15 protein-coding genes are annotated in these 16,343 nt (G+C 66.5%); 6 read left to right on the top strand and 9 right to left on the bottom strand.

Annotation, left to right across the window (positions count from 1 at the left end):
* Positions 1-18 precede the first annotated feature (18 nt).
* Complete coding sequence (locus B5D62_RS01750) at positions 19-1,605, bottom strand: ABC transporter substrate-binding protein (protein ID WP_231714697.1); 1,587 nt, start codon at positions 1,603-1,605, stop codon at positions 19-21.
* A 122-nt stretch (positions 1,606-1,727) separates the two neighbouring features.
* On the opposite strand from B5D62_RS01750, the gene B5D62_RS01745 reads away from it, so the two are divergent.
* Entirely contained in the window at positions 1,728-2,954 is a 1,227-nt protein-coding gene (locus B5D62_RS01745; RefSeq protein ID WP_085932100.1) for a serine hydrolase domain-containing protein, read from the top strand.
* Between the two features lie 11 nt (positions 2,955-2,965).
* Here B5D62_RS01745 and B5D62_RS01740 read toward each other — a convergent pair whose 3' ends face one another.
* The 7 genes from B5D62_RS01740 to B5D62_RS01710 all read right to left on the bottom strand — a co-directional run bounded on the left by B5D62_RS01740 (position 2,966) and on the right by B5D62_RS01710 (position 9,543).
* Positions 2,966-3,985, bottom strand: a complete 1,020-nt coding sequence (locus B5D62_RS01740; RefSeq protein WP_085932099.1) for an isopenicillin N synthase family dioxygenase — start codon at positions 3,983-3,985, stop codon at positions 2,966-2,968.
* A gap of 18 nt (positions 3,986-4,003) precedes the next feature.
* Positions 4,004-5,302 (bottom strand): LLM class flavin-dependent oxidoreductase, encoded by a 1,299-nt coding sequence (locus B5D62_RS01735; RefSeq protein WP_231714696.1) that lies wholly within the window; start codon positions 5,300-5,302, stop codon positions 4,004-4,006.
* A gap of 2 nt (positions 5,303-5,304) precedes the next feature.
* The gene (locus B5D62_RS01730) at positions 5,305-6,063 is read right to left on the bottom strand and encodes an ABC transporter permease (protein ID WP_085932097.1); all 759 of its coding nucleotides are present in this window, start codon (positions 6,061-6,063) and stop codon (positions 5,305-5,307) included.
* Positions 6,060-6,845 (bottom strand): ABC transporter permease, encoded by a 786-nt coding sequence (locus tag B5D62_RS01725; protein ID WP_170920737.1) that lies wholly within the window; start codon positions 6,843-6,845, stop codon positions 6,060-6,062. The genes B5D62_RS01730 and B5D62_RS01725 overlap by 4 nt, the downstream gene beginning before the upstream one ends.
* 1 nt (position 6,846) lies before the next feature.
* Positions 6,847-7,860: an ABC transporter substrate-binding protein gene (locus tag B5D62_RS01720; RefSeq protein ID WP_085932096.1), complete on the bottom strand. Its 1,014-nt coding sequence runs from the start codon at positions 7,858-7,860 to the stop codon at positions 6,847-6,849.
* Between the two features lie 67 nt (positions 7,861-7,927).
* A complete protein-coding gene (locus tag B5D62_RS01715; protein WP_085932095.1) occupies positions 7,928-8,704 on the bottom strand; it encodes a class II aldolase/adducin family protein in 777 nt (258 codons plus the stop codon).
* A complete protein-coding gene (locus B5D62_RS01710; protein WP_085932094.1) occupies positions 8,701-9,543 on the bottom strand; it encodes an ABC transporter ATP-binding protein in 843 nt (280 codons plus the stop codon). Before B5D62_RS01710 ends, B5D62_RS01715 begins: the two co-directional genes overlap by 4 nt.
* Before the next feature lie 273 nt (positions 9,544-9,816).
* Between B5D62_RS01710 and B5D62_RS01705 the strand changes: the two genes are divergently transcribed.
* From B5D62_RS01705 to B5D62_RS01685, 5 genes are all read left to right on the top strand, one after another.
* Entirely contained in the window at positions 9,817-10,449 is a 633-nt protein-coding gene (locus B5D62_RS01705; RefSeq protein ID WP_218190906.1) for a GntR family transcriptional regulator, read from the top strand.
* A gap of 51 nt (positions 10,450-10,500) precedes the next feature.
* Positions 10,501-11,280, top strand: a complete 780-nt coding sequence (locus tag B5D62_RS01700; protein WP_085932092.1) for an SDR family oxidoreductase — start codon at positions 10,501-10,503, stop codon at positions 11,278-11,280.
* Positions 11,281-11,291: 11 nt separating this feature from the next.
* Positions 11,292-12,170, top strand: a complete 879-nt coding sequence (locus tag B5D62_RS01695; RefSeq protein ID WP_085932091.1) for an alpha/beta fold hydrolase — start codon at positions 11,292-11,294, stop codon at positions 12,168-12,170.
* 233 nt (positions 12,171-12,403) lie between these two features.
* Complete coding sequence (locus B5D62_RS01690; protein WP_085932090.1) at positions 12,404-13,507, top strand: M14 family metallopeptidase; 1,104 nt, start codon at positions 12,404-12,406, stop codon at positions 13,505-13,507.
* A gap of 10 nt (positions 13,508-13,517) precedes the next feature.
* On the top strand, positions 13,518-15,332 hold the full coding sequence (locus B5D62_RS01685; protein ID WP_085932089.1) for a patatin-like phospholipase family protein: 1,815 nt from the start codon (positions 13,518-13,520) through the stop codon (positions 15,330-15,332).
* A 17-nt stretch (positions 15,333-15,349) separates the two neighbouring features.
* Here the strand turns inward: B5D62_RS01685 and B5D62_RS01680 are convergent, their stop codons facing one another.
* A complete protein-coding gene (locus tag B5D62_RS01680) occupies positions 15,350-16,252 on the bottom strand; it encodes a glycosyltransferase family 2 protein (RefSeq protein ID WP_085932088.1) in 903 nt (300 codons plus the stop codon).
* Positions 16,253-16,343: the final 91 nt, after the last annotated feature.

Genomic DNA, 16,343 nt, shown 5'->3' with positions numbered 1-16,343 from the left:
CGGACAGGAGGCGGACGGTCAGCCGTCCTTCGACACTTCCCAGAAGGTCGGCACGATGGTCTGGCCGACTCCGGACAAGGAGGAGCGGATCGCCGTGAACTGCTTCCACTGCCCGCCGTTGATGTAGGGCACCACCTCGTAGGCGCGCTCCTGGATCCGGTCGGCGAGACGCGCGCGTTCCTGGGGATCGCTGCTCTCCCACCAGGCCTGGCGCCGTTTCTGCAGTTCCTCGTCGCAGGGAAAGCCGGCGATGTCGTTCGGGCACGGCGTGGCGAGATAGGGATTGGTGAGCGGCGTCGAGGCATCGAGTGCCGTCGCCACCGTGGTGAAGAGGTTCCAGCCTCCCTCGCCCACCGGCTTCTTGTTGTTGCGGCGCTGGGACACCGCACCCCAGTCCAGCGTGTCGATCTGCACCTTGAAGCCGGCCTTGCGCATCGAATCGGCGATCACGACCGTGGCATTGAAGTTGGCGCTGAGATCGCTCGGCTGCATGAACAGCACCGGCCTTCCGTCGTATCCCGACTCCTTGAGCAGGGCCCTGGCCTTGTCGAAGTCGGGCCGCTCCAGCCCGGCGCTGCCGGCCGACGTTTCCAGCGGCGTGCCGCACATGAAGTAGGAGCCGCAGAACGGCCGGTAGTTCTCCGCCGGGGCGCCGATCGCCTGCATGATCGCCGTCTGGTCGATGCAATGCAGCAGCGCCTGGCGCGCCTTGGCATTGTCGAACGGCGGTTGCAGGTGATTGGGCCGGATCCACAGCATGCTGCCGCTGGGATCGACGGTGACGAGACGGACGTTCTTCTCGGCCCGCAGCACCGGATAGGTATCCATGGCCGGGTTCTGCAGGTAGTCGATCTCGCCCGCCGTCAGGGCCGAGACCGCCGTGGTGGCATCGGGCATCGACAGCCATTCGACGCGGTCGACCTTCACCACCTTGCCGCCGGCGAGGCCGTCGGATTTGCCGGCGCGGGGCACGTAGTTGGGGTTGCGGACATAGACGGCCTTGTCGCCGGGCCGCCATTCCTCCTTCACGAACATGAACGGGCCCGACCCGACGGCACTCGAGATCTGCGCCGTCGCCGGCGTCCGGGCAACCGCCTCCGGCATGACGAACAGCGCATTCGCGGTCGGCTTCGCCAGGGCATCGAGCACGAGCCCGAACGGCCGCTCGAGCGCCAGGCCGAACGTCAGCTCGTCGCCGACCTCGAGGCGGGCGCCGGCCGAGAACATCGCCTTGCCGACGACATCGCGGTCCTTCCAGCGCAGGATCGAGGCAACGGCGTCGGCGGCGCGCACCGGGCTGCCGTCATGGAAGGCAAGGCCATCGCGCAGGCGGAAGGTGTAGCTCCTGCGATCGGCCGAGACATCGTAGCGCTCGACCATCTGCGGCTGCGGATTACCACGGGAATCGAGCGCGAACAGCTGATCGTAGACGAGATAGCCGTGATAAGCCGCATAGGTCGCAGTATTGAACACGGGGTCGATGCTGCGCAGGTCGCTGGTCAGCACCACCTTGAGCACCTTTGACGCCGCTCGGGCAGCCCCGGTGGAAAGAAGCGCCGGGGCGGCGCTCGCCAGCACCATCATCTTGCGGCGGGACAGCGGCATCGATCGAATCCTCGAAATTCAGTCACAACGTTTTGCCAGCCGACTGGCGGCGGTGGAATAGCGGCCTCGCGGGCGCTAGACCATCGCCTAATTGCGCAAACTCCGCCTGACGAAGTGACCCCATGACCGCCCCTCGCCCGCTGCCGGCCCCCTCGGCCGCCGACCTTGCCGCCATGCCGCGAGCTGCCGAACAGTTCCAGTGGAACGACCGGCAGAAGCTGGTGGCGCATCGCAACATGCAGCATCTCTTCCCGGCCCATGTGGTGACAGCCGGCGCCTCCGTGCGCGAGCTGCCGCGCCAGCCCGACGGTGCCCTGCTGGAAGCGCTGGCGGCGGCCGGCATCGATGTCGCGGGCTACATGGAGGCGGCGGAGTCCACCGCGCTGCTGGTGATACGCCGGGGGCGGATCGTTCTCGAACGCTACGCGCGCGGCAACGACGACAGCACCCGCTGGGCCTCGCGCTCGATGGCCAAGTCGATCACCTCGCTGATGGTTGGTGCCGCGATCCTCGACGGTGCGATCAGGTCCGTGGACGATCCGGTGGTCGGCTACCTGCCTGAGCTTGCCGGCACGCACTACGACGCCGTCAGCATCCGTCACTGCCTGCAGATGACCTCGGGTCTCGCCTACTCCGAGGACTACACCGATACCTCGAGCGATGTGGCGAAGCTGCAGCTCTGCACGGTCAATGGAAAGCCGGGCGGCTTCCTCGCGCTCCTCAAGGCGCTCGGCAGCCGCACCGACCGCAAGGCCAACGTGCCCGGCTCGACCTTCAACTACTGCAGCGCCGACACCGTCCTGCTCGGCCTGGTGCTGGAACGCGCGACCGGGCGCACCGCCCCGGTCCTGCTCGAGCAGAAGCTGTGGAGCCGGCTCGGAGTCGAGGGCGATGCCTATTGGAATCTCGAAGCGCCGGGCGGCAGCGCCTTCACCGCCTCCGGCTTCGGCGCGACCCTGCGCGACTACGGCCGCCTTGGCCAGTTCGTCCTCGAGGGCGCGACCCTGCCTGGTCATCCACCGCTCCTGCCCGACGGCTGGCTGAAGGAGTCGACGACACCGTCGGCGGCATCGATCGCGGCCGGCACGCCCTATGGCTACCAGTGGTGGCTGCATCAGCATGACGGCATCGTGTCGACCAAGCTCGGCACCAACGATGTCCGGCTCCCCGGCGGCGCCACTGTCTTCTACGCCATCGGCAATGCCGGCCAGGCCATCCTCGTGAACCCGGCCGAGGATACCGTCATCGTCAAATGGGCTGTGTGGGCGTCGGCATCGCAATTCGAGGAGCGTCGGCGCCAGGACCAGAAATTCTTCGCCGCTCTGTTCGAGGCGTTGCAGACGCTGTAGACGGCCCGCGCTCAGGCCGGCGTCAGGTCCTTCTTCATGGTCTGCGCCTTCATGTGCTTGGACAGGTAGAAGTCGCCGAAGCGCACGGGCGGATACTTCTCTCCCCCAGCGGCGCCGTAGAAGCCGCTGATGCAGCGGATCTCGGCATCGACGTTGGGATTGTGGAAGAACGGGATGCTGAGCCGGCCGATGCCGGCGAATTCCCGCGGCGGATTGCCGACTCGGTGCAGGTTCGAGATCCAGCGGTCGTTGGTCCAGCGCATCATCAGGTCGCCGACATTGCAGACGAAGGCATCGGGCCGCGGATGCACGTCGACCCAGCCGCCATGGCGTAGCTTGACCTGCAGCCCGCCCGGCACGTCGTCGCCCTTGAGGATCGTCAGCGTGCCGTAGTCGGTGTGCTCGCCGGCGCGGAGCTGGCCGACAGCGGGCGCCTCCGGCTGCGGCGGATAGTGGACGGCGCGCAACGTGCTGGTCGCATGATCGACCTTGTCGTCGAAGAAGTGGTCATCGAGACCGAGCGCGCGGGCAAACAGGCGCAATATGCGGACCGCGAGCGCATCCATCTCGCGATAGTAGGCCTCGAAGGCGGCGCGTAGCCGCGGCCGGCCCTCGGGCCAGGAGTTGGGATAGAAGAACGACATCTCGGCCGCCGTGCCGGCCACCGAGGGCGGCGCCGGCTCGACCGGGCCCATGGCGAAGCTCTCCTGCAGGTCGGGCGGCGTCTCGCGGCCGAGCGAGTAGGCGAGACCGCGGCTGCCGACATGGCTGTAGCCGCGGCTGATCCGGTGCGGCGGCTGCGGCGTGCGCAGCTTCTCCTCGAGCGGCAGGGCGAAGAAGAGCATCGCCTCCTCGCGCAGCGCCTCGACCACGGCATCGGTTACGCCATGGCCGACGACCGAGAAGAAGCCGACTTCCTCGCAGGCGCGGCGGATCTCGGCCGCGACGGCATCGCGCCCGGCCTCGCCGCCCTCGACGGAAGGACGCAGGTCGATCGCCGGAACCTCGGTCAATTCACCCTGGCTGGACATGGTGCTCGCCCTCCCTTCTCACGCGCGCTCCGGGCGCGGCAGCCCGAGCAGGTCGCGCAGCGTTTCGCCCTCGTACTCGGCGCGGAACAGGCCGCGCTCCTGCAGGATCGGCACGACCAGATCCACGAAGTCCTCGAAGCCCTCGTGGAAGTAGGGAGGCATCACGTTGAAACCGTCGGCGGCGCGCTCGTTGAACCAGTGTTCGAGCGTGTCGGCGATGGTGACCGGCGAGCCACACAGCACCCAGTGGCCGCGCGCGGCGGAGTTGAGGTTGTAGAGGTCGCGCAGGGTCATGCCCTCGCGCCGCGCCTTGGCGAGGATGGTGCGGGCGAAGGTCTGGCTGCCCTCGGTCAGCGGCAGGTCCGGCACCGGCCCGTCGAGATCGTAGGCCGTCATGTCCTGGCCGAGACGGTCCGACAGGAGCTGAAGCCCGTTGGTCTCGTCGAGATAGCTCTGCAGCGTGTTGAGCTTGTCGCGCGCCTCGCGGTCGGTGCGGCCGACCACGGGCATCACGCCGGGCAGGACGGTGAGCGAGTCGGGCGAACGGCCGAACGCCGGCAGCCGCTTCTTCACCGAGGCATAGGCGGCCTTGGCATCGTCGATATCCTGGGTGACGGAGAAGACGACATCGGCTGTCCGCGCCGCCAGCGCCTGCCCCGGCTCCGAACCGCCGGCTTGCAGCACGATCGGTCGGCCCTGCGGACAGCGTCCAATATTGAGTGGTCCCTTGACCTTGAAGTACTTGCCGCAATGGTTGATCGACCGCAGCTTGGCCGGGTCGAGATAGACGCCGGTCTTGCGGTCGGCGACCAGCGCATCGTCGGCCCAGCCGTCCCACAGGCCGGTCACCACTTGGACGAACTCGTCGGCGATCTCGTAGCGCAAGGCGTGGTCCGGCAGATCGCGTCCGAAGTTGGCGCCCGACGCCGGATTGGAGGTCGTCACCGCGTTCCACGCCGCGCGGCCCTTGCTGATATGGTCGAGCGAGGCAAAGGCACGGGCTACGCTGTAGGGATCGTTGTAGGTCGTGGACGCGGTGGCGCCGAGCCCGATCCTGCTGGTCGACATGGCGAGCGCCGCCATCATGGTGAGCGGCTCCAGGCGCAGCGTGTAGGACGGGTGCGAGCCGGGATCGGCGTAGAGATTGTCACCCATGAAGATCAGGTCGAACTTGCCGCGCTCGGCCGTCCGCGCGATCTCCTGGATCGCGCCCAGGTCCTGAAAGGTGTCGATGGCGCCGGGATAGCGCCAACCGGCGATGTGGCTGCCAGTGCCGAGGATGAACAGCCCCAGATGCATCTGCCGTGCGGACGTCACTTTCACCTCCAGAAAACGAGCTTCCATTCGGCCAGGCCGATCAGGTTGAAGAACAGCAGGCTGATCGCCGAGGCGACGAAGATGGCCGCCCAGACCTGGACGAAGTCGATCTGCATCACCGCCTGGTAGATCACCCAGCCCAGCCCGCCATAGGCGCCGAGCATCTCGACCACGATGGCGATGATGATGCTGCGCACGGTCGACACGCGCATGCCGGCGGCGATCAGCGGCAGCGCCGTCGGCAGCTGAAGCCGCCACAGGATCGAGACCTTGCCGGCGCCGAAGCTGCGCATCAGATCGACCGCGCGCTTGTCGACGCGGTCGAGGCCCGAGAGGGTGCTGATGAAGACGACGAAGCTCACCGCGAAGGCGACGGCAGCGATCTTCGAGGCGATGCCGGTCCCGAACCACAGCAGCAGCAGCGGGGCGTAGCCCACGACGGGGATCGAATTGACGGCGGTTGCCATGCTGACGAAAGCACGGCGCGGCCGTGGAAAGAGCGCCAGCAGCATGGCAAGGCCGATGCCGACCGCGCAGCCGATGGCATAGCCGATCAGGGCCTCGCTCGCCGTGTAGCCGGCGGCCGCGAGCAGGGCCGCGCGACGCTCGACGATCGCCTCGACGATGCCGCTCACCGGCGGCAGGACATAGGCCGGCAGCTTGAAAAGCCGTGTCGCCGCCTCCCAGCCGCCCAACAGCATCAGCCCACCGATCAGGCCGCGCTGAACCTCGCGTGATGGCGCCCGCAGCAATCGGCTCACCGCTCGACTCTCCAGAACACCAGCTTGCGCTCGAGGCCGGCGACGGCGGCATAGAAAAGGGTGCCCAGGGCCGCCGCGACAAGAAGAGCGGCCCAGATGCCGACCACGTTCTCGTTGTAGGTCGCCTGGAGCAACAGGACGCCGAGCCCGACCGTATCGCCGAACCACTCGCCGACCATGGCACCCACAAGGCTGAGCGATGTCGCCAGCCGCAGCGCCACGAAGATCTGCGGCAAGGCGTTGGGAAACTGGAGCTTCCAGAACACCTGGCGGCGCGGCGCTCCGAAGCTCTTCATCAGCGACACCTGGGCCGGATCGACCGACTGAAGCCCGAGCAGCGTGTTCACGGTGACAGGGAAGAAGGTCAGGTAGAACGCCATGACCGCCTTGGCGAACAGGGTATTGCCGAACCACAGCACGATCACGGCGCCGAAGGCGATGACGGGAATCGTCTGCGAGACGACGAACATCGGGAAGAGCGTGTCCTTCAGGACCTTGCGATGGAAGAACATGCTGCCCAGGGCGATGCCGAACAGGGCGCCCGCTGCATAGCCCAGCAAGGTCTCCGATGCGGTCCGCAGCAGACTGGCGATATAGGCATCCGGCGTGGCCGCCAACGCCTCGAGAACGACGCTCAACCGCGGCAGATAATAGGGCCTGATGCCGAACAGCAGCACCGACGCCTGCCACACCACTGCGATTGCCGCCACGCCGACAACGAGCCGCAGGATCGCGCGGCCCGACAGCAGCAGGCCGTCGGATGTCTTGCTCGCCGCCGCCACCTCAGACCTTGCGATCGGCCAGCGCGATCGATTCGAGCGGCGCCGAAATGAAGGCTGCCTTGAGGTCGACCGGCGCGCTGATGACCTTGTAGTTCAGGAACATGTCATGGGCGGTCTTGACGGCCACCGGATCGATCCAGAACAGGCCCTCGTCCCCGGCCTTGCCGGCGAGCATGAGGCGCTTGATCTCGGCCAGCATGAATTCCTGATGGCCCCGATCGAGCGTGGGCGCGATCTTCATCATGAGATCGATTGCCGCTTTCTGGTCGGCAAAGGCGTCGCGCCAGCCGCGGATCGACGCGCGCAGGAAGGCCGGCAGCAGTTCCGGCTTCTCCTTGGCCGTCGTCTCCGACACGATCAGCGTGTCGCGCGGCACCGTGATGCCGTAATCCTCCGCCGCGAAGCGGGTCAGGTTGGCAAGGCCGATGCGCTTCTCGAGCGTGTAGAACTCGTTGTAGAGCGTCGCCGTGAAGACATCGACATTGCCTTCGACGAACGGAGTCGCGCTCACCTGCTGCGGCTGGATGTTGACATCCTTCGGATTGACGCCGGCCTTGGCGAGCACGCCTTCGAGCACATAGTTGGCACCGGTGAACCAGGTGGTCACGACCCTTCCCTTGAAATCCTGGATCGTCTTCACCGGTCCATCCTTCTTCGACACGAAGATGAACGGCGTGATCTGGTGGTCGATGCCGAAACAGACGATCGGCAACTTCTTGTCGCGGGCCGCGAATACGCTGTCGGTGCCGCCCGAGACGCCGAACGTGTCGGCACCGGTGGCGACCAGGTTCTCGGCCAGGAGATTGGGACCGCCGGGGTTGATCGTGAGATCGATGCCCTCGGCGCGGTAATAGCCCTTCTCCGCGGCGATGTAGAAACCCATGAACTGCGCCTGGGGCAACCACTTGAGCCGCAGGCTGGCCTTCACCGGCGTGCCACCGAAGGCGCGGACGTAAGGTGCCGCGACCAGGCTAGCGGCACCAAGGGCGGAAAGGACCTTTCGTCTCTTGATCATGAGCGCACTCCTCGGCTGGGATGATTGAGCGAGGCCAGCCTGTCGCCGGCGTGGAACGGATTCGCGGTCACTCGCGGTAGCCCGGATCGATGCGGTCGAGCTGGCGCATCAGGCCCGGCCACTCGCGTTCGCCGGGAACGAGGATGTCGGCCTGCATCTCCCAGAACTGGAGGGCGGCCTTCTCGCAGACCTCGTGAGGTGGGACGACGATCTTCGCTCCTGCCGCGGCCGCGGCCTGCAGCGACAACTGGATCTTGGCCGCCCGTTCGAAATAGTAGAGCAGCATGAAGGCCTCACCGGGCGTCCGGCCGACGGTCAGGATGCCGTGGTTGCGCATCAGCAGCACGCGATTGTCGCCCAGATGCGCGATCAGCCGCTGCTGCTCGTCGAGGTCGATCGCCACGCCCTCGTAGTCGTGGAAGCTCTGGCGATTGTAGAAGCGCATCGCGAACTGGCTGAGCGGCAACAGCCCCTCTTCCTGGCTCGACACGGCGACGCTGGCGTCGGAGTGGGTGTGCAGCACGCAGACCGCGTCCTCGCGGCCCTTGTGTATGGCGCCATGGATGACGAAGGCGGCCGAATTCACCTCGTGCGGGTTGTTGTCGAGCTTGCGTCCCTCGATATCGATCCGCACCAGGCTGGAGGCCGTGATCTCGTCGAACAGGAAACCGTAGGGATTGATGAGGAACTGGTCCCGCTGCCCGGGCACCCGCATCGAAATATGATTGTAGATCAGGTCGTCGAGGCCGAGCTTGGCGACCAGCCGGTAGCAGGCCGCCAGCTCGACGCGGGCCGCCCATTCGGCCGGGTCGACCGGAGGTGCTTGCCTCAGGCTGATGCTCATTGGGCATACTCCGTGGAAGTCGCGGCGGTGAAGGATTTCATGCTTTCCTCCTCGATAGCGGCGAGGAGCGTGCGCTTGATCTCGATGAAGGCCGGCGAGGTGACGATATCGGGTGAGCGCGGTCGCGGAAGATCGACCCGCTGCTCCAGCTTCACGGCGCCCGGTCGCGCCGTCATGACCACCACCCGATCGCCAAGGAAGATCGCCTCGTCGACGTCGTGCGTGATGAAGAGGATGGTTCGCCTGTTCTTCTGCCAGACATCGAGCAGCCAGCGCTGCATCATCGCCCGGGTCAGCGCGTCCAGGGCGCCGAACGGTTCGTCGAGCAGCATGAGCTCACGCTTGAACAGGAAAGTGCGCATCAGCGCCACGCGCTGGCGCATGCCGCCGGAAAGCTGGTGTGGGTAATGGTCGGCGAACCCGGCGAGGCCGAATTCCGGCAGCAGGCGCAGCGCCTCGGCCCGCGCCGCCTTGCGCGGCACGCCTTCGACCTCGAGCGCCAGGATGGCGTTGTCGATGACGGTGCGCCACGAGAACAGCAGGTCGCGCTGCGGCATGAAGGAGACGCGGCCCAACAAGTCGCTGGCATGGACGCTGCGCTGCTCGAACCGAAGGATGCCGCCGACGTCCGGCTCTTCGAGCCCGGCGACCATGTTGAACAGAGTGCTCTTGCCGCAGCCGCTCGGTCCGACCACGGTCACGAATTCGCCGAGCGCCACGGAGGCGTGGAAGTCACGCAACGCGGTCACTGAGCCGAACGTCTTGTTGACGTTGCGAAGCTCCAGGATCGGTGTGGTGGGATTGCTGTCGGTCCCCGACAGCCCTTCCCGCTGCAGCATTGTCCCCCTTCCCGCATACATGCGACGTCCGCCGCATACATGCACATGCCTTGCGGAGGAGAGACGCAAGCGGCGTGCCACTGGCCCTCAATGGCGCTGCGGCGCCTGCGCCGCCTAATCCGTTGACGGCGACGGGACGCTCCGCCATGTTCGGCGAAGCTTCGGTATACATGTGAACGGTTTTTGTGCACACAGATGACAGCAGTTGCATCTAGAAGTGCCAAAGTTGGTCGGTCCGCTCGCGGACGGACTCGTGGCGGCTCCGGTCAGACATTGGCAGAAGGCATCCGGTTCAAGATCGAATCCCTGATCTCGAACGGCCGCTATCCGCCGGGAACGCGGCTCGACGAGCAGGAGGTGGCCGAGCGATTCGGCGTCTCGCGGACCCCGGTGCGCGAAGCGATCCGGTTGCTCGCCGCCGATAATCTGGTCGAGCTGCGCGGGCGGCAGGGCACGATCGTACGCGCGATCAGCGCCCACGATCTGCTCGAGATGTTCCAGGTCATGGCCGAACTCGAAGGGTTGAGCGCCCGCCTCGCCTCGCGTCGCATGGACGAGGCGGACCGCGCCGCTCTGCGCAAGATCCACGACAAGCTTGTCGACGTGGCCGCGACCGGCGACATCGATACCTTCTACGAGGTCAACGTGACGTTCCACGAGGTCATCCTCGTGGCCAGCCGCAACAGCTTCCTGATCGAGCAGACTCGGCAGCTCAGAAACCGGGCGGACATCTATCGGCGGCGCGTGACCTACGTGCCCAATCGCCTGCCCGACACGATCGTCGAACACGAGGCGGTGATGAACGCGATCCTGGCCGGCGACGGCGAGACGGCGCATCGATTGATGCGCGATCACGTCAATCTGCTGGGCGATACGCTCACGGATTTTCTCGCCGTGTTCGATTGAAGGTACGCAAATTGCTCCTGACGACTCATTGATCACTGCGCGAGCCGAACCTTGAAACTCGACCTCACCGACAAATCCGCTCTCATCACTGGCGCTTCCAAGGGCATCGGCCTGGCCGTGGCGCAGGTCCTCGCCCACGAGGGCTGCGATGTTCATCTCGCCGCCCGCAACGGAGAAGCCATGCAAGCCGCCAAGACCGCGATCGAGGCGGAGACCGGGCGCAAGGTCACGGTCCACGTCGCCGATCTCGGCAGCACGCCGGCGATGGAGGCGTTGGCCATAGCCGCTGGCCCCGTCGATATCCTGGTGAACAATGCCGGCGACATCCCGGCCGGGCCGCTGGACGTCGTCGACGACGCGGCGTGGCGGAAGGGTTTCGATCTGAAGGTGTTCGGCTACATCACCTTGTCGCGGCTTCTCTATCCGCAGATGCGCGGGCGCGACGGCGTGATCGTCAACGTCATCGGCAATTCCGGCGAGAACTGGGATGCGAGCTACATTGCCGGCAGCACCGGCAATGCCGCCCTGATGGCCTTCACCAAGGCGCTGGGCGGCGCCAGCCTGAACGAAGGCGTGCGCGTGGTCGGCGTCAACCCCGGCCCTGTCGCCACCGACCGCATGCTCAAGATCATGAAGCGCAAGGCGATCGACATGCTGGGCTCCGAGGATCGCTGGCAGGAGCTGTTCGACAAGTATCCGGGCAAGCGGCCGGCCACCTCCGAGGAAGTCGCGGATCTCGTGGCCTTCCTGGCCTCACCGCGCGCGGGCTACATCACCGGCACCATCGTCACCATCGACGGCGGCATCGCGGCCCGCGGCTCGGTCATCTGAAGGAGCGGGCCATGTATCTTACCACCAAGGACGGCGTCCGCCTCTATGCCGAGGAGGCCGGTGCCGGCACACCGATCCTGTTCGTGCACGAGTTCGGCGGTAATCACGCGAGTTGGGAGCCGCAGATGCGGTTCTTCGCTCGCCGCCACCGCGTCATCACCTATGCCGCGCGTGGCTATCCCCCCTCCGATGTTCCCGAGGATGTCGAGTCCTACTCGCAGGCGATCGCGGTGCAGGATGCGCTGGCAGTGCTCGATGGCCTCGGCATCGCCAAAGCGCACATCGTCGGCCTGTCGATGGGCGGATTCGCGACGGTGCATTTCGGCCTGACCGCGCCCGAACGTGCCCTGTCGCTGACCGTCGCGGGCGCCGGCTATGGCTGCGAGAAGGAGCACGAGGACTATTTCCGCCAGGTCTCCCTCGACGTCGCCGACAATTTCGAGCGCCAGGGGGCGGCTGCCTTCTCGAAGGTCTATGGCCTCGGCGCCAGCCGGGTGCAGTTCCAGAACAAGGACCCGCGCGGCTGGCAGGAATTCTCCGACCGCCTCGCCACCCATCACGACAAGGGAGCGGCGCTGACGATGCGCGGCGTGCAGGCGCGCCGTCCTTCCTTCTGGGATCTGGAGGACGGGCTGAAGCGGATGGCCGTGCCGACGCTGGTCATGGTCGGCGACGAGGACGATCACTGCCTGCAGCCGGGCATCTTCCTGAAGAAGACCATTCCCGCCTGTGGTCTCGCCGTGTTTCCCAAGAGCGGCCACACGCTCAATCTCGAGGAACCGGACCTGTTCAACTCCCTGCTGGCCGAATTCATCGCCCAGGTCGAAGCCGGTCGCTGGCTGCCGCGCGATCCGCGCGCGCTGCCGGGACAGATCATGCGTACGTCGTAGGATCGGGCGGTAAGCCGGTCGTGCCGCTGCGGTGCAACATGCGGGCGCCATTGACGACCAAAATCGCCTCTCGATGCGCTTCTCTCTAAAGTAGGAGGCGCTGCACGAAGGCCGAACTTGCTTCCGATTCGAGACCATCTCCGTTTTTCCGCCGTTTATTTAACGGAGAAACGGTCACGGCCTGATCCGGTGCGAGACACGAAAGCGACCACGACCTCCGGCATGATAAGGTGATGACCGGAGGTTCCATGGTTTCGATTCCCGAGTGCTTTTCCGAGACTTATGCCGAGGCTCGCGCCAAGTTTTGCAGCGCCGCGGCGGCCGCCGGCGGCGCGATCCGCTCCTGGCTCAATCCGCATGCGCGCGGCCCCAACGGCGAAAAGCTATTCCTGGACACGGCACGGTTCGGCGCCGCCGACGCGGCCAACATGCTGGTCCTGATCTCCAGCACGCACGGCGTGGAAGGCCATTGCGGCTCGGGGGCGCAGATCGCCTGGCTGAGAACGGGTGCGGCGGAAAAGCTGCCGGCTGATACCGGTGCCCTGCTGGTGCACGCCATCAATCCCTATGGCTTTGCGTGGACGCGGCGCGTGAACGAGGACAATGTCGATCTCAACCGTAACTTCGTCGATCACGACAAGCCCTATCCGCAGAACGACGGCTATATCGCCCTTGCCGATGCCCTGCTGCCACGCGACTGGAGCAAGGAGGCACTCGAGGAAAGCCAGCGCGCTCTGGCGGCCTATACCCAGAAGTATGGCGCCTTCGCGCTGCAGGGCGCCATCAGCGGCGGCCAGCACACCCACCCGGACGGCATCTTCTATGGCGGACAAAAGCCGACCTGGAGCAACCGCACCATCCGCACGATCGCCCGCGAGGAACTCGGCCAGGCGCGCCGTGTCGGCGTGATCGATTTCCATACCGGTCTCGGGCCGTTCGGCCATGGCGAGTTGATCTGTGCCGTCGCACCTGGCTCCAAGTCGTTCGCCCGGTCGAAGGACTGGTATGGCGACGAGATGACCTCCCCGGAGGGCGGGACCTCCACCTCGGCGGTCGTCACCGGGGCGATGACGGATGCCTTCCCGCAGGAACTGCCCGATGCGGAGGTGACCTCCATCGCGCTCGAATACGGCACCTATTCCGTGCCCGAGGTGATGGACGCGTTACGGGCCGACAACTGGCTCCATCAACGCGGCGATCTCGCCTCCCCGCTCGGCAAGACCATCAAGGCAGACGTGAAGGAGCGGTTCTTTCCGGCCGGCGACAAGTGGCGGGAGATGGTATGGCAACGCGCGGATCAGACGATCGGCTGGGCCCTCAAGGGCCTCACGGCCTGACGAGATCGGCGTGAGCGACGTCGTCGATCGCGAGGATTCGGCCAGGCTGCGGCTGCGGCAGGCGCTGCATCGTGCGCCTCTTTTCGCCGATCTCGACACCGAGAGCATGATGGCCATCGAGCGCGAGCTGACGCCGCTCGTGCTGCCAGGTGGAGCGGCCTTGTTCCACCAGGGAGAGCCGGCCGACGCTGTCTATGTCGTGGCCAGCGGTTGCCTGGGCGTCTTCCGGCACGACGACAAGGCCAGCCCGGAAGGCCCGGAGCTGATCGCGGAGATCACACCGGGCAACATCGTGGGCGAGATGTCCCTGCTCTCGCGCGGCGTGCGGACGCGCGACGTGGCGGCGCTGCGCGACAGCGAAGTCTGGCGGCTCGGCCGTGACAGCTTCGAGGGGTTGACCACGCATCACCCGGAAGTGTTGCCGGCGCTGATGCGCAACGTCGCCGCCCGCACCGCAACGCCGACCACCGTCAGGCGGCGGCAACCGCGAACCTTCGCCGTGTTGCCGACCGGGCCGGATGTCGCGTCGGCCCGTTTCGCGGTGCTGCTGGCCGCCGCGCTGGGCCGGATCGGCAACCAGGTACAGATGCTCGGCTCCGATTCGGCGAACGAGGAGCCGGAATGGTTCGCCCATTGCGAGCTGGCGAACTCCTTCGTGCTCTATCGCGCCGATGCCACGCTGACGCCCTGGACGCAGCTTTGCCTGCGCCAGGCCGATTGCGTGATCGTGGTGCGCAATGGCGACAACGACCTGCCGACCAGGCTGCCGTTCGAGGTCGAGGAGGCCCGGCCCGGTGCGATCTTCCAGCGCCGGCGCGAGCTGGTGCTGCTGCACGACGGTCACGATCCGCGGCCCGGCTCGACCGCCGGCCTACTGGCCGAAGGGCTGTACGGCCAGCACCATCATGTCCGCCTCGACATGCAGGCCGATTTCGACCGGCTGGCCCGGCTCGTCACCGGACATGCGGTGGGAATCGTGATGGCGGGCGGCGGCGCCCGCGCCTTCACGCATGTCGGAGTCATCAAGGCCTTGCGGGCCTCCGGCGTGCCCATCGACCAGGCCGCCGGCACCAGCATGGGCGCCATCGTCGCCGCCGGCGTCGCCTCGCGCTGGACCGACGAGGAACTCAGCACGCGCTTCCATCGCGCCTTCGTCGAGGCCAACCCTCTCAGCGACTACACGCTGCCGGTCGTCTCGCTGTTCCGCGGCCGACGGGTGACGCGCCTGTTGCGACTGGCCTTCGGGGAGAAGGACATCGAGGACCTGATCATGCCGTACTTCTGCATGACAGCGAACCTCACCACTTCCAACGCCGACGTGCATAGGACCGGCCGGCTCTGGCACTGGCTGCGCGCGTCAGTGGCGATCCCCGGCGTGCTGCCGCCATTCAACGAGGGCGGTCAGGTCCACGTCGATGGCGGCGTCATCAACAACTTCCCGGTGCGCATCATGCAGCGCCTGGGCCGCGGCATCACGATCGGCGTCGACATCGACACCGGGGGCGCCATGTCGGCCGGCGAAAGCGTCGAGGACACCTGGTCGGCGCGCGAGTTCGTCAGCCGCCTGGTGTGGCGACGCCAGGAGACGCTGCCGATCCCTTCGATCGTGCGCATCCTGTTGCGATCCGCCCTGGTGGCAAGCAACGCCCGCGCGCTCAAGGACCGGTCCTACTGCGACCTGCTGATCGTGCCGCCGATGCAGAGCTACGATCTGCTCGACTGGACCAGCTTCCACGCCGCGATCGAGATCGGCTATCGCGCCACCATGGAGGCGCTGGAGAAGGCCCGCTCGCTGCCGGTCGGCGCTCGTCTGTTCGTCGCCTGACCGATGCGCGTTTCACTTCACGAAGGCTGTCGCTGTGGCCGCCCCAGAGGTTGGAGAAGGCCGCGCCGGATGCCGCGCAGGAAAGCCCAGTGCAGCGCGGGGCGGCCGATGTTGCGCCGGTTCAGCACCAGCTCGCGATAGCTGCGCCAGATGCCATGGAGGCGGGTCCCGAGGCCGCTGCCAACCGCTCTGAGGCAGTAGTTCTGGTTATAGGCCGACATCTCGACATAGGTGGCGCCGACAGCCGTGCGGGAGCCGCCGGTATCGCTGACCAGATGGACGAGCGCTGCCTGGCGCGCGTAGTAGATGACGCCGCCGGCCGCCTTGATGCGGTGCGAGAACTCGGCATCCTCGCCGACCGCGTTGCCCTGGAAGTTCTCGTCGAATCCTCCGACCTGCAGGGCCGCCGCCTTGCGGACCGAGAAGTTGCAGCCCGCGGCCCAGTCGCAGGGCGCGTAATCGAAATCGACATGAATCGACATGTTGTGGCCGGCCAGGAGCTTGGCATGTTCGCGCTCGGAGAGCTGGTCGCGGCGCAGCAGCGGTTGGCCGGGCCGCGGAGAGGGGCCGGTGACCATCCAGACAACTGGATCGTCATAGGGCGCGATGTGCGCCGCGACGAAGCCAGCCTGAGGCTGCACGTCATCGTCCACGAACAGGACGATTTCGCCCAGCGCCAGCGAAAGCCCTTCATTACGGGCCCGCGGCAGCGACTGGTAGCCGACCCGGCGATAGCGGATGCGCGACGCGACCGAGTCGAGATAGCGCGTCGTGGCCTCGTCGTGCGCTGCGCTCTGGTCGACGACGATCACTTCGAGAGGCCGGAACGACTCCCGCGTCAGGAAATAGTCGATCGTGCCACGCAGCACGTCGTTTCGATTGAGTGTCGGTATGACCACCGACACCATTCCGTCCGCCATCTCACAGGTTCCCTGTCGGGCATGTTGCCCGCGATGACCGGCGATGTCAGGTCTCGAAATGACGGCTCAGAGCGAACCACTGCATTGCATG

The organism is Enhydrobacter aerosaccus (assembly GCF_900167455.1).
Lineage (GTDB): Bacteria > Pseudomonadota > Alphaproteobacteria > Reyranellales > Reyranellaceae > Reyranella > Reyranella aerosaccus.
This window is presented reverse-complemented; position numbering and strand designations above follow the sequence as displayed.